20 protein-coding genes and 1 tRNA gene are annotated in these 21,751 nt (G+C 71.4%); 11 read left to right on the top strand and 10 right to left on the bottom strand.

The window, feature by feature from the left end; genetic code table 11:
• Window positions 1-389: 389 nt before the first annotated feature.
• Window positions 390-1,118, bottom strand: coding sequence for a 3,4-dihydroxy-2-butanone-4-phosphate synthase (gene ribB, locus DVK06_RS11140; protein ID WP_121600323.1), 729 nt, complete (start codon window positions 1,116-1,118; stop codon window positions 390-392).
• The gene (locus DVK06_RS11135; protein WP_053772432.1) at window positions 1,118-1,876 is read right to left on the bottom strand and encodes a DUF120 domain-containing protein; all 759 of its coding nucleotides are present in this window, start codon (window positions 1,874-1,876) and stop codon (window positions 1,118-1,120) included. The genes ribB and DVK06_RS11135 overlap by 1 nt, the downstream gene beginning before the upstream one ends.
• Window positions 1,877-2,134: 258 nt before the next feature.
• On the opposite strand from DVK06_RS11135, the gene DVK06_RS11130 reads away from it, so the two are divergent.
• From DVK06_RS11130 to DVK06_RS11110, 6 genes are all read left to right on the top strand, one after another.
• Window positions 2,135-2,206: transfer RNA gene (locus tag DVK06_RS11130), tRNA-Ala, on the top strand.
• A gap of 210 nt (window positions 2,207-2,416) precedes the next feature.
• A complete protein-coding gene (locus DVK06_RS19595; RefSeq protein ID WP_255410365.1) occupies window positions 2,417-2,545 on the top strand; it encodes a hypothetical protein in 129 nt (42 codons plus the stop codon).
• Window positions 2,546-2,636: 91 nt separating this feature from the next.
• The gene (locus DVK06_RS11125) at window positions 2,637-3,215 is read left to right on the top strand and encodes a MaoC family dehydratase (RefSeq protein ID WP_121600322.1); all 579 of its coding nucleotides are present in this window, start codon (window positions 2,637-2,639) and stop codon (window positions 3,213-3,215) included.
• Complete coding sequence (locus DVK06_RS11120; protein WP_121600321.1) at window positions 3,212-4,726, top strand: acetyl-CoA hydrolase/transferase C-terminal domain-containing protein; 1,515 nt, start codon at window positions 3,212-3,214, stop codon at window positions 4,724-4,726. The genes DVK06_RS11125 and DVK06_RS11120 overlap by 4 nt, the downstream gene beginning before the upstream one ends.
• A gap of 190 nt (window positions 4,727-4,916) precedes the next feature.
• Window positions 4,917-5,942 (top strand): TAXI family TRAP transporter solute-binding subunit, encoded by a 1,026-nt coding sequence (locus DVK06_RS11115; protein ID WP_121600320.1) that lies wholly within the window; start codon window positions 4,917-4,919, stop codon window positions 5,940-5,942.
• A gap of 53 nt (window positions 5,943-5,995) precedes the next feature.
• Window positions 5,996-8,263 (top strand): TRAP transporter fused permease subunit, encoded by a 2,268-nt coding sequence (locus DVK06_RS11110; RefSeq protein ID WP_121600319.1) that lies wholly within the window; start codon window positions 5,996-5,998, stop codon window positions 8,261-8,263.
• 100 nt (window positions 8,264-8,363) lie between these two features.
• Here the strand turns inward: DVK06_RS11110 and DVK06_RS11105 are convergent, their stop codons facing one another.
• The gene (locus tag DVK06_RS11105) at window positions 8,364-9,566 is read right to left on the bottom strand and encodes an acyl-CoA dehydrogenase family protein (RefSeq protein WP_121600318.1); all 1,203 of its coding nucleotides are present in this window, start codon (window positions 9,564-9,566) and stop codon (window positions 8,364-8,366) included.
• 164 nt (window positions 9,567-9,730) lie between these two features.
• Here DVK06_RS11105 and DVK06_RS11100 point away from each other — a divergent pair, with 164 nt between their 5' ends.
• From DVK06_RS11100 to DVK06_RS11090, 3 genes are all read left to right on the top strand, one after another.
• Entirely contained in the window at window positions 9,731-10,924 is a 1,194-nt protein-coding gene (locus DVK06_RS11100; RefSeq protein WP_121600317.1) for an MFS transporter, read from the top strand.
• A gap of 100 nt (window positions 10,925-11,024) precedes the next feature.
• Window positions 11,025-12,323 carry an MFS transporter gene (locus DVK06_RS11095; protein WP_121600316.1) on the top strand — a complete coding sequence of 433 codons (1,299 nt, stop codon included), beginning with the start codon at window positions 11,025-11,027 and terminating at the stop codon, window positions 12,321-12,323.
• A gap of 107 nt (window positions 12,324-12,430) precedes the next feature.
• A complete protein-coding gene (locus DVK06_RS11090; protein WP_121600315.1) occupies window positions 12,431-12,883 on the top strand; it encodes a universal stress protein in 453 nt (150 codons plus the stop codon).
• A gap of 9 nt (window positions 12,884-12,892) precedes the next feature.
• Here DVK06_RS11090 and DVK06_RS11085 read toward each other — a convergent pair whose 3' ends face one another.
• From DVK06_RS11085 to DVK06_RS11065, 5 genes are all read right to left on the bottom strand, one after another.
• Entirely contained in the window at window positions 12,893-14,281 is a 1,389-nt protein-coding gene (locus DVK06_RS11085; RefSeq protein WP_121600314.1) for an MmgE/PrpD family protein, read from the bottom strand.
• A 66-nt stretch (window positions 14,282-14,347) separates the two neighbouring features.
• Window positions 14,348-14,785 carry a hypothetical protein gene (locus tag DVK06_RS11080; RefSeq protein WP_121600313.1) on the bottom strand — a complete coding sequence of 146 codons (438 nt, stop codon included), beginning with the start codon at window positions 14,783-14,785 and terminating at the stop codon, window positions 14,348-14,350.
• A 40-nt stretch (window positions 14,786-14,825) separates the two neighbouring features.
• Window positions 14,826-16,127, bottom strand: a complete 1,302-nt coding sequence (locus tag DVK06_RS11075) for a ribonuclease R family protein (RefSeq protein WP_121600312.1) — start codon at window positions 16,125-16,127, stop codon at window positions 14,826-14,828.
• An 80-nt stretch (window positions 16,128-16,207) separates the two neighbouring features.
• On the bottom strand, window positions 16,208-17,065 hold the full coding sequence (locus DVK06_RS11070) for a hypothetical protein (protein ID WP_121600311.1): 858 nt from the start codon (window positions 17,063-17,065) through the stop codon (window positions 16,208-16,210).
• 36 nt (window positions 17,066-17,101) lie between these two features.
• Window positions 17,102-17,473, bottom strand: a complete 372-nt coding sequence (locus DVK06_RS11065; RefSeq protein ID WP_121600310.1) for a hypothetical protein — start codon at window positions 17,471-17,473, stop codon at window positions 17,102-17,104.
• A gap of 171 nt (window positions 17,474-17,644) precedes the next feature.
• On the opposite strand from DVK06_RS11065, the gene DVK06_RS11060 reads away from it, so the two are divergent.
• Together DVK06_RS11060 and DVK06_RS11055 are read left to right on the top strand one after the other, a co-directional pair.
• Complete coding sequence (locus DVK06_RS11060; RefSeq protein WP_053772438.1) at window positions 17,645-18,127, top strand: cation:proton antiporter regulatory subunit; 483 nt, start codon at window positions 17,645-17,647, stop codon at window positions 18,125-18,127.
• A gap of 88 nt (window positions 18,128-18,215) precedes the next feature.
• Entirely contained in the window at window positions 18,216-19,451 is a 1,236-nt protein-coding gene (locus DVK06_RS11055) for a cation:proton antiporter (RefSeq protein ID WP_121600309.1), read from the top strand.
• 449 nt (window positions 19,452-19,900) lie between these two features.
• Here DVK06_RS11055 and DVK06_RS11050 read toward each other — a convergent pair whose 3' ends face one another.
• Window positions 19,901-20,200 carry a DUF5789 family protein gene (locus DVK06_RS11050; protein WP_053772440.1) on the bottom strand — a complete coding sequence of 100 codons (300 nt, stop codon included), beginning with the start codon at window positions 20,198-20,200 and terminating at the stop codon, window positions 19,901-19,903.
• Window positions 20,201-20,501: 301 nt separating this feature from the next.
• A complete protein-coding gene (locus tag DVK06_RS11045; protein WP_121600308.1) occupies window positions 20,502-21,662 on the bottom strand; it encodes an aminopeptidase P family protein in 1,161 nt (386 codons plus the stop codon).
• Between the last annotated feature and the right edge of the window lie 89 nt (window positions 21,663-21,751).

Below are 21,751 nucleotides of genomic sequence, written 5' to 3'. Positions count from 1 at the left end.
GACGGCGAACATCTCCGAAGCCCCAGCCGTTCACCTATAGACAATAGACTGCGGATCGACGACGAACACTTCCAAAGCCCCAGTCGCGAGGACGGCGCACGCTCGCTGTGCGCTTCAGTCGCTCTCTTCGTTCGTCCTTCCAGTGCTTGCGTCGTCATCAGAACGCTCCGCGTTCTGATTGGCTCACGAGAGCGAAGCTCTCGTGAACGCCTGCGCCGCCCTCGCGACTGCCCGTTTGAGTCCCGCGCGGCGCCGCACAGCGCCTCACGCCTCCCCAGCCTCGCGGCTCCCTCCGCTTCGCTCCGGTCGCCGCGTCCCTCGCACGCGCTGGCGAGCGGTCGCCGGGGGCGGCCGCTCGCAGGCGCGCGCCGACAGTAAACGACGGTCGATTACTTCAGCGCCTCGACGAGCGCCGCGCCCTCGACGTAGGGGATGTCGCGGCGAGCCGCGTAGGCGGCGGCGTCCGCGGGCGCGAGCGCGTCGCCCGTCTCGTCGTCGAGCATCTCGCAGACCACGGCGGCGGGCGCGGCGCCGACGGCCTCGGCCATCGCGAGGCCGAGTTCGGTGTGACCGGTCCGGCCGTCGAGGCCGTCGCGGTCGCCGCGCAGGACGTGGACGTGGCCGGGCGCGCGGAACTCGGCGGCGAACTCCTCGGGCCCGTACGCGGTCGGGTCGTCGCGGACGCGCGCGGCCGCGTCCGCCACCTCGACGATGGTCTTCGCGCGGTCCGCGTCCGTGATCCCCGTGAACGTCTCTCGGTGGTTCACAGGGAGCGAGAACGAGGAGCGGTCGTCGTAGTCGGGGTCGTCGTCGACCGCGGGGTGGTCGAGCGCGTCCGCGAGGAACGGCAGGTCGAACGCGTCGCCGACCGCGTCGCTCACGGCCACGCAGATCAGGCCGCCGGCGTCGTTGCGCATGTGCGCGACCGCGGCCTCGTCGACCGCGCCCGCGGGGTAGACGATGTCCGTCTCCCCCTCGCGGTCCGCGAAGTCGTGGACGCAGACCGGGTCGCCGGCGCGGAAGGCGTCGAGCGCGCGCTCGACCGGGTCCGTCCCCTCGGCGGTCTCGCCGGCGTCGGCCCCCGCGGCGTCCGGGTCGGCGTCGACGTCGGCGCGCATCAGGCGACCTCCGTCTCGACCGCGGCCGACCCGGGCTCGTCGGCGCGGCTCGCGGGCTCGACGCGGACCTCCACGCTGTCGCCGTCTTCGAGGTCGAGCGCGTCGCGCAGCCGGTCCGGCGCGATCAGTTCGAGCTGGTCGTCGTCGTGGTGGGTCCGGTCGGGAACGATGGCGTGGACCTCCTCGTAGTGCTCGCCGTCCGCGACGAGGGTGACGCCGTAGCAGGTGGCGGCGCCGTAGGTGCGGTCCTCGCCCTCCCACGCGTCGATCGGCACGGCGTCGATGCTCGCCATCTCGCCGCGGCGACGGACGCTCTCCTCCGTGAGGTTCACGTTGAGCGTCCCCGGGAACGGGTCGTAGCCGAGCCGCTCGCGGAACTGCTCGGCGTAGCCCGGCAGGGTGATGTAGTGGCGTCCCTCGCCCATCCCGCCGGTGACCGCGCCGCGGAGCGAGAGCTCGACGTCCGACTCGAACAGCCGGCGGTAGTCGGCGTACTCCGCGCGGAGCGCGGCCTCGCCCGCGTCCGTCACGCGGACCCACTGCCCGTCGCTGACCACGTCGCGCTCCACGTAGCCCGCGGATTCGAGCGTCTGGAGGCGCCGGGAGGCGGTCTGCGTGGAGGCGTCGAGTTGGTCGCCCAGCGCCGCGCACGACACCTTCGTCTCGGAGAGGCCGCCGACCAGCCCGACGTGTTTGAGGGCCGCGAGCGCGGCCGGATCCACGTCGGCCGCCGCGTCGGTCGCCGTCGCGTCTGACATACCGAACGCTCGGTCGTCCGCGGTCAAAAGGGTAACGAATGTGGGATGCGTCTCAAAAACGTTAATCGGCTGCCGGCGGCGAGAATCCGCGTCGTATCAGCAAATTCGCGCTCGCGGTACCTAATCCCGTCGGTGCCGGCCGGGTTCGCGGGTGTCGGGGACACCGGCCGAATCGGTTCGGTCGACGGGTGGGAGCCTCTCGCGCACCGGTCGGCGAAAGGTAAGGTACAAATACGAACGGCGATTGCTTCGTCGTGAGGGCTCGTAGATCAGTGGCAGATCGCTTCCTTCGCAAGGAAGAGGCCCGGGGTTCAAATCCCCGCGAGTCCACTCCTTCACTCCTTTCAGTCGTTCAGTCGTTCCCTCGCGTGGTCCCACTCGCTCACTGCGTTCGCTCGCGGGACCCCCGCGAGTCCACGTTTTTGCGCCGCGAGCAACGTCGCGAGTCCACTCCTGCGCTCGCTTCCTTCGCTCGTTAGGCCCGCGAGTCCGCTTCGTCCGTTGGAAGCGATTAAATACTCTCGGCGAATCCGTCGGCGTATGGGCGCCTCCGAGATACTCGAGGGCACGAACCTCACGCACCGGCAGATGGGGATCATCATGGTCGGGTGGATCCTGCTCGTCACCGTCATCTCCGTCGGCCTGCTGCTGTACACGTCGTCGCTGTAACGCCGGTGCGGCCGGTTCCGACGGCGTGACCGATCCGGCGGACGGGGCCGCGAGCGCAATCCTCTTTTAGTCGTTCGTTGTCGGGAGCGGTATGGCACGCGACAGCGACGCACACGACGGCGAGGAGACGGATCGCCGGCTCGTCGGCGGCTGGGAGGGGCGCTACTACGAGGACTTCGCGGTGGGTGACGTGTACAAACACCCCTACGGGCGGACGGTGACCGAGACGGACAACGTCTGGTTCACCAACCTCTCGATGAACCTCAACCCGATGCACTTCAACGAGGCGTACGCCGCCGAGACGGAGTTCGGCGAGCGCCTCGTCGACGGCACCTTCGTCATCGCGCTGGCGGTCGGGATGAGCGTCATCGACGTGTCGGCGAACGCGACCGCGAACCTCGGGTACGATAAGATCCGCCACCACGCGCCCGTCTTCCACGGCGACACGCTGTTCGCCGAGTCCGAGGTGCTGGAGAAGCGCGAGTCCTCCTCGCGCGACCACGTCGGCATCGTCACCACGGAGCTGCGGACGTACAACCAGGACGACGAGCTGGTGCTCTCCTTGGAGCGCACGCCGATGGTGCTCAGGCGGTCGCACGCGCAGCCGAGCGCGGCGCAGCCGACGGGCTGGCCCGAGGGGATCGGCACCCAGCCGGAGGACCTGGAGTGACGCCCGCGCCCTCCGGTCCCACGGCGCCCACCCTCGACGACCCGGTCCCGGCGACGCGGCTCGGCGGCGACCTGCCCTTCGCGGCCCCCGAGGAGGCGGCCGCGCTCGTCCCCGAGACCGCGACGCTGCTCGTCTCCGGCTTCGGCGGCGTCGGCTACCCGAAGCTGGTCCCCGAGGCGGTCGCCGCAGCCGACGGCGAGCGCGAGCTGACGGTGGTCTCCGGCGGCGGCGTCGGCGACGAGATCGACCGCGACCTCGTCGAGTCCGGCGACATGGTCCGGCGCTACCCGTTCGTCCCGAACGAGACCGCCCGCGAGGCGGCCAACGAGGGCCGGCTCGCCTTCCACGACCGCCACATCTCGCGGCTCGCCGACGAGGTGCGGTTCGGCGGCCTCCGCGCGGGGATGCGCGGCGAGACGATAGCGGTCGTCGAGGCGGTCGCGGTCGGGCCCGACTGGCTCGTCCCCTCCACTTCCATCGGCCACACGCCCGCGTACGTGGGCGCCGCCGACCGCCTGATCGTCGAGGTGAACCGCGCGCAGCCGATCGACCTGGCCCGCGTCCACGACGTCCACGTCCGCGACGACCCGCCGAACCGGGCGCCGATCCCGCTCGACGACCCCCTCGGCGAGACCGGCGGCCCGGCGGTCGGGTTCGACCCCGAGAAGCTCGCCGCGGTCGTGGAGACGGACCGCCCGGACGACCCCTACGAGTTCCGCGAGGTCTCCGCCACCGACCAGGCCATCGCGGCGAACCTCGGCGGGTTCCTGGAGGCCGAACTCGACCGCAACCCCCTGCTCGCCGACGCCGTGAACCTCCAGTTCGGCGTCGGCAGCCTCGGGAACGCGCTGATGGGCGCGCTCGCGGACGTGGACTTCGGCGACCGCGACGTGGCGTACGTGGGCGAGGTCGTCCAGGACGGCCTCCTCGACATGCTCGACGCGGGCGACCTCCGCGGCGCGAGCGCCACGTCGCTGGCGCTGTCGAGCGAGGGGCAAGAGCGGCTGTTCGCGGACGTCGAGCGCTACGCCGAGGACGTGGTGTTGCGCCCGGCGGACGTGTCGAACGCGCCCGAACTCATCGACCGGTTCGGCGTCGTCGGCGTCAACAGCGCCGTCGAGGTCGACCTGTACGGCAACGTGAACGCCACCCACATCGGCGGCACCCGCGTCGTCAACGGTATCGGCGGCGGCGGCGACTTCGCCCGCAACTGCCGGCTCGGCGTCGTCGCGCTCCCCTCCACGGCGGTCGGCGGCGACGTCTCTCGGGTCGTCCCGCTGACGCCGCACGTCGACCACTCCGAGCACGACGCGAGCGTGGTCGTCACCGAGCACGGCGTCGCCGACCTCCGCGGCCTGTCGCCCCGCGAGCGCGCCGAGGAGCTGATCGCGGTGGCCGATCCCTCCTTCCGCGAGGACCTGGAAGCGTACCGCGCGCGAGCGGCCGAGGACGGGGGAAACACGCCGCATCACCTTCCATCGGCGTTCTCGTGGGGGTCGACTGACTCGTAACCCCGCGAGATCTGCTTTTCCAACGCGTAAGCAGTGAAAAAACCCGGACTGTTACTCGGACCGTAGTTTCGTTTTCCGGTCGATCCCCTCGCTTTCCGTCAATTCTCGGGCGCGACGATACCCTTTTAGCGGTCCACGATGTTGGCGGATCTACATGGTAGATAGTGACAAGACGACTCGACGTGACGTTGTGAAGGGCGCGGCCGCGATGGGCGCCGTCGGACTCGCCGGCTGTTCCGGCGGCGGCGACGGCGGTGACGGCGGCGACGGCGGCGGCGACGTGACGGTCACCATCGGCGGCACGTCCACCGGCAGCTCGACGCAGGCGGCCGGCCAGGCGCTCGCCCGCGCCGCCTCCCAGCACAGCGACTTCCTGAACATCTCCGTTCAGGAGACGCAGGGCTGGACGGCGAACCTGTACGCCTACGACAACGGCGACATCCCGGCGATGGGCGTCGACAACAACTCGCTGGCGAAGGCGCTCAACGAGGAGGGGCCGTTCGCGGAGGACCCCGTCGACACCCTGCCGAACCAGGGCTTCCTGTTCACCTCGCTGCAGATCCACTGGGTCGGCCTCAACGACAGCGTTGAGTCCGTCGCCGACCTCCGCGAGGGCGGCTACACGATCTACCCGATCCAGCCCGGCTTCGGGACGCGACTGCTCACCGAGGAGATCCTCAAGGAGGCCGGCTTGTGGGAGCCGAACGAGATCCTCAACCTCGACACGGGCGACATTCCGGGCGCCGTCGAGGAGGGCCGCGTCGACGCGCTCTGTCTGTACGGCGCGAACGGCGTCGCCCTCTCCGGCTGGTGTCAGAACGTCGACGTCCGCTCCGGCGGCGGCCTGAACCTGCTGGAGGTCGACGACGAGTTCCGCTCGGTCATCGAGGAGCACCCCGGCGCGATCCTCGAGGAGGTCGAGCCGTACGGGTACGAGCAGGACGTCACCGCCTACACCGACACGATGACGACCTGGTCGCTCGCCGGCCAGTGGGCGTTCAGCCCCGACATCCCGGCCCGCGCGACCGAGGAGATCTGCCGGCTCGCCATCGAGCACGAGGAGACGCTCCGCGAGTCCGACCCGACGACGCTGGAGTACTCGCCCGAAGCGATGACCCAGACCGTGATCCCGGAGATCGACATCCACGCCGGCGTGGCGAACTTCTTCGAGGACAACGACGTCTGGGAGGACTCCTGGAGCCGCGGCGACGAGTAGCCCCGACGACGCGCGCACAACCACCCTGACCACCCCCTTTCACCCTTTGACGGATGGCCACTAACCCCGACACACCACCCGACCCGACCGATCCGCCGACTGACCCCGACGTAGCGGAGGACAGCCTGCTCGCCGACGAGGAGTCGCTCGACCTCGCGGACGGCGACCGCGGCAGGAGACAGCTCTGGCTTTATCTCCTCTCGCTGCCGCTCTGGGTGGCCGTCGTCTTCGGCCCCACCGTCGTCGCGCCCGCGCTGCTGGGCACCGAGATAGACGGGTCGACGACGATGGTCGGCATCGCCGGCGTCGGCGGCGTCGCCGTCGTGGCCGCGGCGATCCTCTGGCTCGGCTCCGGGATCGAAGAGCGGCTCCGGATGGCGCTCATCTGCTACTCGATTCCGTTCTGGACGATCGTCATGTGGTACTCGTACACCCAGCAGATGCCCCGCGGGCAGTACGCGGTCGCGTTCCTCGGCGGCATCCTCGGGCTGTACGTCCTCTCGGAGCTCGACGAGCCGCTGATCGAGGGCAACTGGATCGAGACGGCGCTGCTCGTCGTCTCCGGGCTGATAACCCTGGGAACGAGCGGCTACCTCTTCCTGAACTACCAGCAGGTCGCGATCGACACGGTCGGGCGCGCGACGGAGGCGCAGATCATGCTGGCGTTCGCGTTCACGCTCGCGATGATCTACCTGACCTGGCGCTCGTTCGGGATCACCTTCCTCGCGGTCGTGCTGATCGGCATCGGCTACGGGCTGGCGGGCCCGCAGATGCCCGGCGCCCTGAGCCACGGCGGCCTGAGCCCCTCGCGCATCCTCCGGATCCTCGTGGTGAGCGTCGACGGCTTCTTCGGCTTCCTCACCCGGTTGGTGGCCGCGTGGATCGCGTTGTTCCTGCTGTACGCTGGCCTGCTGAAGGCGTACGGCGCGTTCGACCTCATCCTGCGACTGGCGGTCCGCTCGGCGAAGTACGTCGACTCCGGGATCGCCCAGACGGCCGTCATCGCGAGCGCGGTCATCGGCTCCGTCAACGGGAGTCAGACCGCAAACGCCGGGATGACCGGCTCGTTCACTATCCCGCTGATGAAGGAGAACGGGATCAAACCGGAGACCGCTGGCGGCATCGAGGCGGTCGCGTCGACCGCCGGCCAGGTGCTCCCGCCCGTGATGGGCGCGGGGGCGTTCATCATGGCGTCGCTCATCACCGGCGTCACCTACGTCGACGTCATCATCGCCGGGCTGATCCCGGCCGCGGTCCTCGTGGTCTCCATCGCGATGGCCGTCCACTACGTGGCGGCCCCGCAGATCGACGACCCCGAGATGGACGGCCTCATCGGCGATCGGATGGACCGCCGGACGGTGGTCTTGGAGTCCGTGAAGTACGGCGTGCCGCTCGTCATCCTGATCTACGTGCTGGGCGTGCTCCAGTACACGGTGATGACGGCGGCGCTGTACACCGCGCTGTCGATGATCGCCTTCGGGATCGGCGTCCCGCAGATTCAGGCGGCCCTCGACGGCGAGAGCAACCGCGAGGCGTTCGTCGAGACGCTCGAACAGACGATCGACGGCTTCCGCGAGGGGGTCATCGTCGTCGCGCCGGTGACGATCATCCTCGCGGCGATCAACGGCGTCGTCGACATCCTGATGGCGACGGGCGTCCCGACCGCCATCTCGCTCACGCTGCTCGACCTGTCGGGCGGCATCGCCATCGTCGCGTTCATGCTGGCGATGATCATCTGTATCATCCTCGGCCTCGGCATGCCGACGACCGCCGCGTACACGGTCGTGGCGCTGCTCGTCGCGCCGACGCTGATCAACCAGTTCGCGGTGCCCGAGTTCGCGGGCCACTTCTTCGTGTTCTACGCCGCCATCCTGGCGGGGCTGACGCCGCCCATCGCCACCTGCGTCGCGGTCACCTGCGGCATCTCCGGCGGCGGCTTCTGGGGGAGCTGTAAGGAGGCGCTGCGCATCTCCGCGCCGCTTTTCGTCCTTCCCTTCGCCTTCGCCTACCACCCCGAGCTCGTCTCCGGGAGCTTCAACTACGCCTCGCTGTCCGCCGGCGTGCTCGCGATGCTCGGCTCGCTCGCGATCATCCACGGGATCAACTACCAGTTCGTGTTCGGCCGCGGGCAGACGTACGGGCTGCGGATCGCCTTCTTCGTCGCCGGCGTGCTGGCGATGGTCCACCCGATGCAGATGGTTCAGGTCGGTGCCCTGGCGGCCGTCCTCGCGCTGTACGGACTCCAGACGGTCATCGGCCGCCCGAACCCGCTGGGGACCCTGCGCGGCGCGGCGGGCATGATCTCCGGCCGGAAGCGGTAACCCGGCCGGCGACCCGCTTCCGCGGCCGTCCGTCGTCCAGCTTTCTTTCCACCCTCTCCGCTCTCTTCTTCACCGTCGTCTCCGCGCCGCGAGCGGTCGCTCAGTACGACCGCGGCAGCCCCAGCACGCGCTCGCCGAGGTAGTTCAAGGCGAGCTGTTGAGTGACGGGGACGAGCCGCGTCAGGCGGGCCTCGCGGAAGTAGCGCTCCACGTCGTACTCGCGGGCGACCCCGAAGCCGCCGTGGGTCTGGACCGCGGCGTCGGCCGCCTCGAACGCGGCCTCGGCGGCGAGGTACTTCGCGACGTTCGCCTCCGCGCCCGCCGCGGTGCGTTCGAGGTCGTCGAGGCGGTCGGCCGCGCTGTAGATCACCTTCTTGGCCGCGAGCAGGTCGGCGTACGCCTCCGCGAGCGGGTGTTGGACCGCCTGGTTGGCGCCGATGGGGCCGCCGAACACCTCGCGCTCGTTCGCGTACTCGATGCCGCGCTCCAGGGCGACCTCGCCGAGCCCGAGGCACTCGGCGGCGATCACCAGCCGCTCCTCGTTGAGCCCGTCGAGGACCTGGTAGAACCCCTCGCCCTCCTCGCCGATCAGGTTCCGCGCGGGGACGCGCAGGTCGTCGAAGTACAGCTGGTAGGAGTGGACCGCGCGGCTCGCGGTCTTCGGAATCCGCTCGATCTCCAGCCCGTTCCCGTAGGCCTCCTCGAGGTCGACGAGGATCATCGAGATGCCGCGGGTGCGCTTGTCCACCTCGTCTCTGGGCGTCGTCCGCGCCATCAGGAGGAGGTAGTCGCTGTCCTCGACCCGCGAGATCCACACCTTCTCGCCGTTGACCACGTACTCGTCGCCGTCGCGCTCGGCTCTGGTCTCCATCGCCGTCGAGTCGGAGCCGGCGTTCGGCTCGGTGAGCCCGAACGCCTGGATGCGCGCCTCGCCGTCGGCGACGCGCGGCAGGAGGTCCGCCTTCAGCCCCTCGTCGGCGTACTTCACGATCGGGACGGAGTTGTAGATCCCGCCGTGGATCGACTGCGGGCCGGCGAAGCCGCCGCCGCTCGCGGCGATCTCCTCCATCATCACCACGGCCTCGCTCGTCGACATGCCGACGCCGCCGTACTCCTCGGGCACGAGCATGCCGAGCCAGCCGTCCGCGGCGAGCGCGTCGACGAACTCCGTGGGGTACGTCGCCGTCCGGTCGCGCTCGCGCCAGTACTCGTCGCCGAACTCGGCGCAGAGGTCCCGGACGCTGCGCCGTACGAGCGACTGCTGCTCGGTGAGTTCGACCGAGTCCCGCCAGTCCTGCGTCATGGGAACACCTCCCGGCCGCGGCTCATAAGGATTCGTGACCGGGCAGTTCGCGCCGCGGAAAGGGCGATCCGGCCGCCCCCGAGGTTGTCGCCCGTGAGGTCGCCGCGCCGTCGGGTTGCCGCGACGGCACCGCTTATGAACCGGGACGTGGTGGCGGGCGGTGAATGGACCGCTCCTACTGGCGCACCGTCTCCCTGGTGACGCTGTGGCAGGTGTCCGCGAGCGTCTGTTACTACACCGTCTTCGCCGCGACGACGTTCTTCCGCGACGAGTTCGGGCTCTCCCGGCTTCAGGTCGGCCTCGTCGTCACGACGCTGACGCTCGGGTACGCGCTGTTCCTGCTGCCGGTGGGGGCGATAACCGACCGCGTCGGCGAGCGGAAGACCCTCTCGCTCGGCCTCGTCGGCCTCGCCGCGGGGATGGTCCTCGTCGCCGGCGCGCCCTCCTACGCCCTCCTCCTCGTCGCCGTCTTCCTGCTCGGCTCCGTCTACAGCGTCGCGATGCCGGGGACGAACAAGGCGATATACGACAGCGTCCAGCCCGGCCGGCAGAACACCGCGATGGGGATCAAGCAGGTCGGCGTCACCGGCGGCAGCGGGATCAGCGCGCTGCTCGTCACCGGGCTCGCGGGGTACCTCTTCTGGCAGGCCGGCTTCCTGATCGCCGCGGGGTTCGGCTTCCTCGTCGCGCTCGTCTTCGGGGTCCTCTACCGCGGCGCGGGCGGCGGGACGGCGAGCCGGCCGGACCTCCGCGGCCTGGCGGGCAACCGGCCGTACGTCCTGCTCGTCGTCGCCGGGCTGTTCCTCGGCGCGGCGCTTTTCACGACCACGGGGTACACCGTCCTCTACGTCGAGGAGTCCGTCGGCGCGTCGGTCGCGTTCGCCGGCACCGTGCTGGCGGTCGTCCAGCTGTTCGGCAGCGGCGGGCGCCTCCTCGGCGGGTGGCTCTCCGACCGCCTCCCCGGCGACCCGCAGGTCCGGATCGGCGGCATCCTCCTCGTCCAGACGCTCGCGAGCGCGGGGCTGTTCCTCGTCGTCGCCCGGACCTCGACGGAGGCGACCGCCGCGGTCGCGTTCGCCGCGCTCGGCTTCTTCGTCCTCGGCTTCACGGGTGTCTACTACTCCGTGATGGCGACGCTCGTCCCGGCCGACCAGATGGGGAGCGCGACCGCCGGCTGTCAGGTCGCCTTGACCTCCGGGGCGCTGTTCGCCCCGCCCGCGTTCGGCTACCTCGCGGACACCGCCACGTACCGCGCGAGCTGGACGCTGCTCGCCGGGATCTGCGTCGTCGCCGCCGTCCTCGTCGTCGCCGTCATCCGCGCCGAGCCGCCGGTCGGCGAGACGGCGATGGCGGAGTAGCGCTTCCGGCGCCGTCCCCCGACCGACGCGCGCCCGACTCTCGGCAACCGCGGCGGCTACCCCCGACGTTATCAGCCGACCCGCCGAACCGTCGGCCGACATGGACGCCGCCGAGCGCCGGATCGTCGGATTCACCGCGGGGTCGCACGGGCTCGTCCACACCTACGAGCTGTCGATCCCGATCCTGCTGACGGTGTGGGTCGAGCGGTTCTCGACGACCGCCGCCGCGCTCGGCGTCGTCGTCACGCTCGGCTACGGGCTGTTCGGCGTCGGCGCGCTGCCGGGCGGCATCCTGGTCGACCGCTTCGGCTCGAAGCCGCTCATCCTCGCCTGCCTCGTCGGGATGGCCGGTTCGTTCCTCCTCGTGAGCGTCGCGCCGACGCTCCCAGTCCTCACCGCGGCCATCGCGATCTGGGGGCTCACCGCCAGCGTCTACCACCCCGCGGGGCTGTCGCTGCTCTCGAAGGCGGTCGAGCGGCGCGGGACCGCGCTCGGCTACCACGGGATCGGCGGCAACCTCGGCATCGCGCTCGGCCCCCTAGCGACCGCGCTGTTGCTGTTGGCGTTCGACTGGCGGCTGGTCACGGCGGCGCTCGCGCTGCCCGCGCTCGCCGTCGCGGCGTACGGGGTCACCGTCGACGTGGACGCGGCGCTTCAGTCCGGGGACGTGGAGGATCCGGACGGGGTTGATCCGGACGGGAAAGATCCGAACGGCGAGTCGAGCGACTCGGCCGGCGGGACCAAAGGCGAGGTCTCGCTGTCGTCGCTCGCGACGGACACGCGGGCCCTCGTCGCCGGCGGGTTCCTGATCGTGTTCGCGTTCGTCACGTTCAGCGGCCTCTACTACCGCACGTTCCTCACGTTCCTCCCGGACCTGCTCGGCGACGTGCTGGGCGGCCTCGTCGACCTCCAGATCGTCGACCCCGAGAGCCCCTACGCCGACCAGTTCGACGTGGGCCGGTACCTGTACGTGGCGGTGCTCACGGTCGGGGTGCTCGGCCAGTACCTCGGCGGCCGGATCGCCGACCGCGTCCCGCCGGAGCGGGGCCTCGTCGCGGTGATGACTGTCCTATCGGCGCTCGCGCTGCTCTTCGTCCCGGCGACCGGCGCGGTTGCCACCTTCGTCGCGGTGTCGCTCGCCCTCGGCGTCGCGCTGTTCACGGTCCAGCCGCTCTCGCAGGCGACGGTGGCGGCCTACTCGCCGAGCGAGGCGCGCGGCCTCTCGTTCGGCTACACGTACGTCGGGATCTTCGGGATCGGCGCGCTCGGCTCCACGCTGGCCGGGACGGTCCTCACCCGCGCCGGGCCCCGGGAGCTGTTCGTCGTCCTGGCGGTCATCGCGGCGCTCGGCGCGCTGGCGGCGACCGCGGTCGCGCGGTTCGCGACGCGGCGGGACTGATCCGGTGCGCCGTCGCCTCATCCCCGACTGACTCGCCGAGGCGTGGCGTTCGCGGGCCCTCGGATCCGGCGGGAGTGTTTAAGAAGGGCGGCGTTCAATCCCGCCGTATGTACCACGTCCTGTTGCCCGTCGACATCGAGACGGACCGCGCGCTCTCGCAGGTCGACATCCTCGAATCGCTCCCGGCGGACGCCGCGGAGATCGAGGTCACGCTGTTGCACGTGTACGAGTCGGTCGACGCGCCCGCCGACGAGGCGGGCTCGTCGGTCATCGACGAGATCAACGAGTCGATCGAGGACCTCCGCGGGATCCCGGACTCGCTGGAGGCCGTCGAGGCGCGGCTCGACGAGCTCGGAATCTCCCACGACCGGGAGCTCCACGTCGGCGACGCTGCGGACGCGATCCTCGCGGTCGCGGCCGACCGCGACGTCGACTCGATCGTGCTCGGGATGCGCGAGCGCTCCCCGGTCGGGAAGGCGCTGTTCGGCAGCGTCAGCCAGTCCGTCATCCTCAACGCGGACCGCCCGGTCATCGTCGGGAAGCCGTCCGACGACGACTGAGACTCCCTCTCACTCCGCCGTCGCCGCGTCGACGAGGTCCGCGACGGACCGCCCGGAGAGCGACTCGACGACGGCCGCCAGCCGGTCGGCGTCGACGCCGCTGCCCGCGAGCAGGCCCGCTGCCTTCGCCTCCGTCTCTGCGGCCGACATCGGCTTCTCCGGCTCGCCCAGTGGGACGCGCACCGACGCCTCGCGCGTCTCGCCGCCGGCGGTCACGGTCACCCGCGCGCCCCACTCCTCCGGGAACCGCGTCTCGATCGCCGGATCCGTTCCCACGCTCGTCGCGTCCATCAGCCGGCGGATCTCGGTGTCGTCCCACCGCGGCGGCCCGTCGAGGCGCCCGACCGCGCGCAGGAACGCCTCTGCGTCGGCGGTCTCCTCGGTCAGCGTCACGGCGGCGGCGAACGGCGCGGAGAACTGGCAGTCGACGAACCCCTCGGGGCGCCGCTTCGCCGCGATCGGCTCGCCCGTGAGCCGGACGCCCGCGCTCGGGATCGCGACCTCGATCCCCTCGACCGCGTCGGGGTCGACCGCGGGAGCGATCTCTCGAAGCCCGTCGATCGCGGCGTGGAGGTAGCGGCAGCACGGGTACGGCTTGCGGCCCGTCTCCGCGACCGCGTCGCGCTCGCCGATCCGGTCGACGGCGGCGGGGTTCGGCTCGTCGGAGTAGCCGGAAAAGAAGCCGTGCTCGCCGTCGAGCGGGTCGGCCGCACCGACGACCCCGACGGCCGCGAGGTCGGTCGCCTCGACGCCGCGGCGCGCCGCGAGCCCGGGGTGGAGCCGCTTGTTCCACGCGCCGTTCGCGAGGAACTGGAGCGAGCCGGCCGCCTGGCTCCCCGCGATCCCGAACGCGTCCCGCAGTTCGTCGGCGTCGAGGCCGCGGACCACGCCCGCCGCCGCGACGGCCCCGAAGGTCCCGCAGGTCGCGGTGACGTGGAAGCCGCGGTCGTAGTGGGCGTCCGGCCCGACGGCCTCGCCGACGGTACAGGCCACGTCGTAGCCGGCCGCGACGCCCGCGCGGAACCGGTCCGCGGGCGTCTCCGGGCCCTCGCCCTCGGCCGCCGCGAGCGCGGCCGCGATCACCGGTGCGCCCGGGTGGAGCGAGGAGGCGAGGTGGGTGTCGTCGAAGTCGAGGCTGTGCGCGAGCGCGCCGTTCGCGAGCGCCGCGTCCGCGGGGGTCAGCCGCTCGCCGTTCGGCAGGACCGTCGCGGCGGCGTCGCTCTCGGGGTCGGGCGTCGGGCCCGCGATCTTCCGGACGCCGTCGAGGATCGCCGGGGTGGAGTCCGCGTGGGTCGCGCCGCCGACCGCGACCGCGAACCAGTCGAGGAGGTGCGCCGGGAGGTCCGGCCGGTCGGCGTCGACCGACAGGCAGTGGTCGACGATGCGCTGGGTTACCATGGCGGCGGGTCGTCGCCGCCGGCAATCAAGGTTCGCTCCGCGGCAGCCCCGCGCCGGGAACGGGGGTCAATCGGTGTGTTCGTCGTCGGCCTCGTCTTCTGGGTCAGCGTCGTGCTCGGGGTCGTCGCCTTCGTGAGCGTGCGCGCCGGGGTCGTCGTCGCCGTCGGCCTCGCCCTCGGATTCGACGTCGATCGTCACGGGTCCGTCGTCGACCGCGTCCGATTCGGACTCCGTCGCCTCGTGGCCGTCCGCGTCGCCGTCGTCACCGAACTCGTCGCGGTCCGCCGACTGTAGTTCGCTCAGGGCGTATCCGACCGCGTAGCCGGTCGAGCCGCCGAGGAAGGCGCCGATGCCGGCGCCGATCGGGCCGCCGCGGGCCCCGAGGACGGCCCCGGTGAACCCGCCGACCGTCGCAGCGCGCTCCGCGTCGCGTTCGGGGTCGCCGGTCGGTTCGAGCGGGTCCTTCGCGTGCCGGTCCGCGTCGCCGTGGTCGTGGGCGTCCATACCACACCTTGCGGCCGCACGGGCCTATATCTCTCGCCGCTCAGGCGGTGTGCTTCGCCTCGTCGGCGTCCTCGACGACCTCGACGCCGCGGTTGTTGACCGCGTAGGGATCGAGCCCCTGCTCCTGGAGGAACTGCTTGTAGAGCCGCTCGGCGGTCTCGCCGTCTTTCTGCTTGTCGCTGGCGTGGTCGCACAGCTCGACGAGGGTCTCGGGCACGTCGTTCTCGTGGACGATCCAGTGGTTGATCGTGTCGGAGAGCCGCCTGATGGGCGAGGTGAAGTGGCCGTAAATGTCGAAGTTGAGCGCGTGGTGACCGCCGAACGGGTCGTTCATGTACTTCGCCCGAGGCATCACCTTCAGCACGGCGCGCTGGATCTTGTTGAGCTGGCGCTCCGGCGACTCCTCCAAGGCGGCGTTGACCGCCTTCCGCGGGTCGTCGCCCCACGCGTTCCCGGGGATCGAGACGCCGTCGAGCTCCTGGATCTCCTTGAGCGCCTCGTTCCACTGGTCCGGGGTCGGCTGCGGGTGGACGCGGTACATCGCCTCGACGCCGCGGTCCCACATCAGCGTGTGCGTCACCGCCTTGTTCGCCTTCAGCATCGACTCCTCGATGATAGTGTGCGCGCGGTCGCGGCGAGGGTTCAAGACGAGCGAGCCGTCCTCCTTGCGCTGCTCGTGCATCCGGTCGGCGAGCTCGAAGGCGAGCTGGTTCTCCTCGCTCAGGGGGAGGTCGGGGTCGTCGAGCCGGTTCTCGCACTCCTTGTAGGTGAGCCGCTCGTCGGAGTTGATGACGGACTTGTAAATGTCGATGTCCTCGAAGGAGAGGGTCTCCTCGTCGATCTCCATCTCCACGGTGTGGGCGAGCCGGTCCTCGTTCGGGACGAGCGAGCAGACGGTCTCGGCCAGCACCGGCGGGAGCATGTGAATCGTGTAGTCGGGCAGGTAGACGGTATTGGCGCGCTCGACCGCCTCCTCCCACATCGCGGTGTCGGGCGTGACGTAGTGGGTCACGTCGGCGATGTGGACCCACAGCCGGTAGGCCCCGTCCTCGCGCTCGATGGAGATGGCGTCGTCGAAGTCCTGCGCGTCGACCGGGTCGGTGGTCCACGTGGTGAGGTCGCGGAGGTCCTCGCGCTCGTCGATCTCGGCCTCGATCTCCTCGTAGACGCCCTCGGTCCGGGCCTCGGCCTCACGGAGGACTTCGCTCGGGAACTCGTCGCGGATCCCGAACTCCTCGAACAGCTCCTCGCGCTTCTCCGCGAGTCGGTCCGCGAGCGCCGGCGTGATCGTCACGGGGCCTTGGTCCTCGGCGGACCCCGGCTTCGGCTCGTCGTCTGACATACCTCCACCAACGCGGGTGCGTTAGAAAGGCCTGTCGGGCGGCGTGAGGCGGCGCGCGGCGCCCGCCCGAGCGTCGGAGCTCAGACGGCCGCCGCGAGCAGCGGCGCCAGCGTCGCCCCCGCCACCGCGAGCGCGACCGCGCCGAGGACGACCGGGACCGCCGACGCGCCGACCAGTCGGATCGCGGTCCGGCGCGCGGTCGCGTCCGAGACGACGAACGGCGCGCCGTCCGCGACCCGCGACTTCACCTCGCCGACCGGCGCGTCCGGGAACGCCGCGGCGTCGCCGACGACCGTCACCTCGTCGCCCGGGCGGAGCGTCCGCTGGACGTACCGCCGCCGCGGGTCGTCGCCGATCGTGAGCGGGCCGACCTCGTACCCTGTCTCCGTGTCGTCGACCCCGTCGACCGCCTCGATGAAGCCCCGGACGCGCTCGGGGGGCTCCTCGCCGGCGTCGACCTCGACCTTCTCGTCGACGTCGAGCGAGAACGTCGCCGCCGCGGGGTCGACGCGGACGCCGGTCCCGCCGGCGTCGACGCGGAAGGGGACGCCGGCCTCGCCCCCGTCGATCGTCACCCACGACTGCCCCTTCCCCTGGCTGCGGAGCTCGGACACGCCGTACTCGACGCAGAGGCACGGGTCGCCGCCGAACGGCGCCGGCAGCGTCTCGTCGTCGACCGCGGCGGCGCGGCCGGTGACTCGTATCTCCCGCTCCGCGCCGTCGAGTCCGGCCGGGTCGGTCGGCGTCGCTCTGAAGACCCGGGCCGCGTCGCGGGCGCCGCTCGCGCCGCGCGCGAGGAATACGAGTCCGAGAACCAGCGCGACGGCGCCGATGGCGATCGGGACGGGGTCGACCGCGCCGACGGCGGTCGGGACCGAATCGAGGGAGTCGACGGCCGCCAGAACCGGGGTCGCGGCCGCTGCGTGGAGGGCACACATACCTACCGTCGGGGTACTGATCCGCGCCTGGTAGAACTACCGGTCGCGGTCGGAGCGGTCGCGGTCGGAGCGCGTGCGGTCCGACCGGCCGCGGTCCGACCGGGCGCCCGCGTCGCCCTCGCCGCTCCGGCCGCCATCGTCCGCCACCGCGTCTACGTAGCGGCCCAGGAACTCCTCGTCGCTGAGTCCGTCCGCCTCGATCGACCGGAGCAGCGATTCGAGCCCGTCGCGCGGCTGGTGGCAGATCTCGTCGTCGCAATCGGCACAGAGGTACTCGAACTCCTTGTTGCGCCGGCTCCAGCGGTCGCCCTCCTTGTCGTACTCGCGCGCGTCCTCCCGCAGCACCGAGTCGCCGCACGCGATACACACGACCGTCCGCCGGTCCCGACTCCCGCGGGAGCCCCACATACCCGTCCCCTCGGACCCGGTCCACTTAGCGTTTGGTGCGACGACCGACGCGCGTCCGACGCGGGCGCCCGCCGGGACTCGGACGGCCTGTAGCGGGCGACGCGTCGACCGGACTCGTCCCCCTCGCCCGGCGACGTACAGACATATTACGGTGGGCTCTCTGTGCTCCGTATGACGATCACCGAGTCCGACCTCCCCGGGGTCGGGAAGAAGTTCGAGATCGAGCTGGGCGGCGGCGAGGAGATGGTCGTCGTCATCCACAACACGGGCAAACGCGAGGTGTTCCGGCGCACCGACCCGGACGCCGACTCGGAGAAGGCGTTCGAGTTCTCCGACGACCTCGCGCGCACGATCGGCTCGATCATCGAGGGGGCGTACTTCCAGCCCGTCGAGCCCGAGACCCAGGAGACGACGCTGCCGGGCGGTATCCTCCTGGAGTGGTACGAGCTGCCCCCGGGCTCGCCGCTCGTCGGGGAGACGCTGGAGAGCGCCGACATCGGCAACCGAACCGGGCTCGCGGTCGTCGCCATCCAGCGCGACGACGAGGTGCTCGACAGCCCGGGCGCCGACACCACCCTCCGCGAGGGCGACACCCTGATCGGGGTCGGCACGCCGGAGAACTGCGAGGCGTTCGAAGAGATACTCACCGAATGACCGACGGACTCGGCGCGTCGCCCCTCGGCGCCGCGGCCGCTCCGTGCGGTCCGGAGACCGCGTCCGTCGGCGCTCGGGGTGAGCGGTAGTGGCGCTGCTCGACGTCGGCGTCATGTTCGTCGCGGTCGCGGCCGCCGGCGCGGTCGCGAGCCGCCTCGGCCAGTCCGTGATCCCCGCGTACATCCTCGTCGGGACGCTCCTCGGGCAGTACGTCCTCGGACGGCTCTCGCTCCCGGTCGTCGGGACCGCCTACGTCCCAGAGACGGAGTTCATCTCCCTCGGCGCGGAGCTGGGGATCGTCTTCCTGCTGTTCTTCCTCGGCCTGGAGTTCAACCTCGAACGGCTGCTCGCCCGGCGGGGCCCGATCGGGACGGCCGGGACGATCGACCTCGCGAACTTCGGGGTCGGGCTCGTCCTCGGGTGGCTCGTCTTCGGGGCGTTCCTCCCGGCGTTCCTGATCGCGGGGATCGTCTACATCTCCTCGTCGGCGGTGATCACGAAGTCGCTCATCGACCTCGGCTGGATCGCCAACGACGAGGCGGAGCCGCTGCTCGGCACCCTCGTCTACGAGGACCTGTTCATCGCGGTGTACCTCGCGGTCGCGTCCGCCCTGGTGCTCGGCGGCGGCGACGTCGCCGCGGCCGCCGCGGACGTCGGGATCGCGGTCGGGTTCATCCTCGTGTTACTCGCCGCCGTCCGCTTCGGCACGCCGGCGTTCGACCGGCTGGTGGCGACGGACAACATGGAGTTCGTCGCGCTCCGGGCCGTCGCCGCGGTCGTGTTCGTCGCCGGCGCGGCGCTCGCGCTCGGCGTCAGCGAGGCGGTCGCGGCGTTCTTCGTCGGGATGGCGTTCTCCGCGACCGGACGGGTCCACGACATCGAGACGATCCTGGAGCCGGTCCGCGACGTGTTCGCCGCGGTGTTCTTCTTCTGGATCGGGCTCGTCACCGACCCCGCGCTGTTCGCCGACGTGGCGGCGCTCGTCGCCCTCGCGGTCGTCGTGACCACGCCGACGAAGGCCGTCACCGGCTACTTCGCGGGGCGCGCGTTCGACCTCGATGCCCGGCGCTCGACGCGCGTCGGACTCGGGATGACCACCCGCGGCGAGTTCTCGCTCATCATCGCGACCGTCGCGGTCTCCGGCGCGGAGGCCGGCTCGTTCGATCCGGCGCTCGCGGCGACGATCAACGCGTTCGCGGTCGCCTACGTCCTCGTGATGGCGGTGCTCGGGACGACGCTGATGAGCTACTCGGCGCCGTTCGAGTCGCTCGCGACCTCGTGGCTGGGTCGGGACGTATCGGACGGCAGTGGGGCGAGTGGATAGGACTTCGGCGACGCAGCTCCTCGTTTGCCTGGTAGCGACTACGGACCGGTGACGAACACTGCCAAAGCCCCAGCGGTGAGGCGGGCGCACGCTCGCCGCGGTCCTCAGTCGGTCGCTCGCTTCGCTCGCTCCCCTCCCTGCGGTCCTTACGTCGTCATCAGAACGCAACGCGTTCTGATTGGCTCACGAGAGCTTCGCTCTCGTGAACGCCTGCGCCCGCCTCACCGCTGTCCCTTTGATTCCCACCCGACCGCGACCGCACAGCACCTCGCGCCTCCCCAGCCTCGCGGTTCGCTCCGGGTTCCCTTCGGTCGCCCGTCGCTCACCGCGTCCCTCGCGCGTGCGACTCGCGCCCTGTCGGGCGCTCGTCGGCACGCGCCACCGCCAGGGAGCAGACATCTCTTGTCGTCTCGGCGGTCTCGTAGAAACGGGGTCGCCGCCCTCGGCGCTTACTCGGTCGCGACCGGGCCGCGGCCGACGACGTCCTCGACCGCCTGGAGGAAGTCGCTCCGACTCTCGAAGAGGGGCACCTCCGAGTCCGCGAGCACGTCGTCGAGCGTCTGCGGGCCGTCGGGCGTCCGGATCTCGGCGTCGCCCTCCTGTTCGCGGACGTCGCTGCGCGTCGCGGGCCACGTGAGCCGCGACGCGACGCGGGCGACCGGCTCGCCGGCCACGTCCGGCCCGTCGCCGAGTTCGACGGCCGGCGCCGCTTCCGCCTCCTCGTCCTCGTCCGCATCGGTGTCGCTCATACCCCGCGGTTCCGCTCGGGCGACACTAATGGTTTCGATGCCGTCCGGTCGCTCGCGGGGCGATCCCCGCCCGCTCGGTCCGACTGGGAGAATACACCCGGAATAATTCGGTAATACTGTTATATCATCCGGCTACATTTACCGGTTGGGGGCACGGCACACGACTCCCGTATTCGCGTGTCGAACGCCGGCACGCCGGTCTCCGCCCTTTCCGCTCACTACACCGGCGCCGAGCGGCGCGGCGCCCTCAGCGACGGCCACGGCCACGCGTCGCCGGTCTCGCGGCTCGCCTCGCCGCCGGTCACTCCCACCCGCGGTCGGTCCGGTTCAGGCGCTCGCAGCCGTCCTCGGTGACGACCACGAGGTCCTCGATCCGACAGCCGAACCGCCCGTCGAGGTAGATCCCGGGCTCGACGGAGCAGACCATCCCCGGCTCCAGCGGGCGGTCGTTGCCGGCGACAAGGTACGGCTCCTCGTGGACGTCCAGGCCCACGCCGTGGCCGGTCCGGTGGACGAACGCGTCGCCGTACCCGGCCGCCTCGATGACCTCGCGCGCGGCACGGTCGACGGCCGACGCGGGGACGCCCGGCCCGACCGCCTCGACGCCGGCCGCCTGCGCCTCGCGCACGACCTCGTGGACCTCGCGGTACGCCTCGCTCGGCTCGCCGCCGAAGGCGAGCGTCCGCGTCTGGTCCGAGGGGTAGCCGTCGATGCGCGTCCCGAAGTCCAAGACGACCGGCTCGCCCGCCCGGATCTCGCGGTCGCCGTGGCCGTGGTGGGGCCTCGCGCCGTTCTCGCCCGCCGCGACGACCGTCTCGAAGCTGACCCCGCGCCCGCCGCGCTCGGTCAGCCGGTCCGCGATCCAGTCGGCGAGCGCCGCCTCCGTCATCCCGACCGCGTCGGCGCCCAGGTCGCGGAGGTCGCCGACGACCGCGTCCGCGACCGCGGCCGCCTCGCGGAGGGCCGCCAGTTCCGCCTCGTCCTTCCGCACCCGGAGGTCGGCGAGCGCCTCGCTCGCGAGCCCCCACTCGGCGTCCGGTGCCGCCGCGCGGAGGTCCTGCGTGAACCGCGCCCACATCGTGTCGTCGACGAGGAGCCGCCCCGAGTCGAGCCCGCGGTCGGCGAGCAGCTCGCGCGTCGCCGCGACCGGGTCGTCGCCGTCGCTCCACGTCCGGACCTCCCCGACGGTCGTCGCCTCCCGGACCTGCGTCTCGTACAGCGCCGGGGCGAGCAGCGCCGGCTCCGGGTCGGCCGCGCTCGCCGCCGGCACGACGAGGAAGAAGTGCCGCTCGCCCGGCTCCTCGGCGAAGCCGGTGAGGTACTGGAGGTTGCGGCTCGGGAACGCGACCAGCCCCGCCGCGCCGGCCTCGTCCAGCCGCTGCGCCGCCAGCTCGCGCCGCCGCTCGTGCGGGTCGGCCGGTCGCTCCCCTCCCGACCGGTCCGCGTGTGCGTCGTCAGTCACGGGTCGGGGTTCGGCCTCGGTATATAAGTAGGGTGGCCTTGCGGTGACAACAAGCGGCGCATAACTACCCCGGATCGGTCGCTATGTGA

The sequence above is a fragment of the Halorubrum sp. Atlit-28R genome, assembly GCF_003665955.1.
GTDB lineage: Archaea > Halobacteriota > Halobacteria > Halobacteriales > Haloferacaceae > Halorubrum > Halorubrum tropicale.
Note: the sequence above shows the minus strand (reverse complement) of the source record. Positions and strands in the feature narration are given on the sequence as shown.

Coding starts and splice junctions, on each gene's coding strand:
- DVK06_RS11075 (WP_121600312.1), bottom strand. CDS start 16,127: ATGTCAGACGACGAGCCGAAGCCGGGGTCCGCCGAGGACCAAGGCCCC.
- DVK06_RS11070 (WP_121600311.1), bottom strand. CDS start 17,065: ATGTGTGCCCTCCACGCAGCGGCCGCGACCCCGGTTCTGGCGGCCGTC.
- DVK06_RS11060 (WP_053772438.1), top strand. CDS start 17,645: ATGACGATCACCGAGTCCGACCTCCCCGGGGTCGGGAAGAAGTTCGAG.
- DVK06_RS11135 (WP_053772432.1), bottom strand. CDS start 1,876: ATGTCAGACGCGACGGCGACCGACGCGGCGGCCGACGTGGATCCGGCC.
- ribB (WP_121600323.1), bottom strand. CDS start 1,118: ATGCGCGCCGACGTCGACGCCGACCCGGACGCCGCGGGGGCCGACGCC.
- DVK06_RS11065 (WP_121600310.1), bottom strand. CDS start 17,473: ATGTGGGGCTCCCGCGGGAGTCGGGACCGGCGGACGGTCGTGTGTATC.
- DVK06_RS11050 (WP_053772440.1), bottom strand. CDS start 20,200: ATGAGCGACACCGATGCGGACGAGGACGAGGAGGCGGAAGCGGCGCCG.
- DVK06_RS11090 (WP_121600315.1), top strand. CDS start 12,431: ATGTACCACGTCCTGTTGCCCGTCGACATCGAGACGGACCGCGCGCTC.
- DVK06_RS11105 (WP_121600318.1), bottom strand. CDS start 9,566: ATGACGCAGGACTGGCGGGACTCGGTCGAACTCACCGAGCAGCAGTCG.
- DVK06_RS19595 (WP_255410365.1), top strand. CDS start 2,417: ATGGGCGCCTCCGAGATACTCGAGGGCACGAACCTCACGCACCGGCAG.
- DVK06_RS11080 (WP_121600313.1), bottom strand. CDS start 14,785: ATGGACGCCCACGACCACGGCGACGCGGACCGGCACGCGAAGGACCCG.
- DVK06_RS11085 (WP_121600314.1), bottom strand. CDS start 14,281: ATGGTAACCCAGCGCATCGTCGACCACTGCCTGTCGGTCGACGCCGAC.
- DVK06_RS11100 (WP_121600317.1), top strand. CDS start 9,731: ATGGACCGCTCCTACTGGCGCACCGTCTCCCTGGTGACGCTGTGGCAG.
- DVK06_RS11125 (WP_121600322.1), top strand. CDS start 2,637: ATGGCACGCGACAGCGACGCACACGACGGCGAGGAGACGGATCGCCGG.
- DVK06_RS11110 (WP_121600319.1), top strand. CDS start 5,996: ATGGCCACTAACCCCGACACACCACCCGACCCGACCGATCCGCCGACT.
- DVK06_RS11095 (WP_121600316.1), top strand. CDS start 11,025: ATGGACGCCGCCGAGCGCCGGATCGTCGGATTCACCGCGGGGTCGCAC.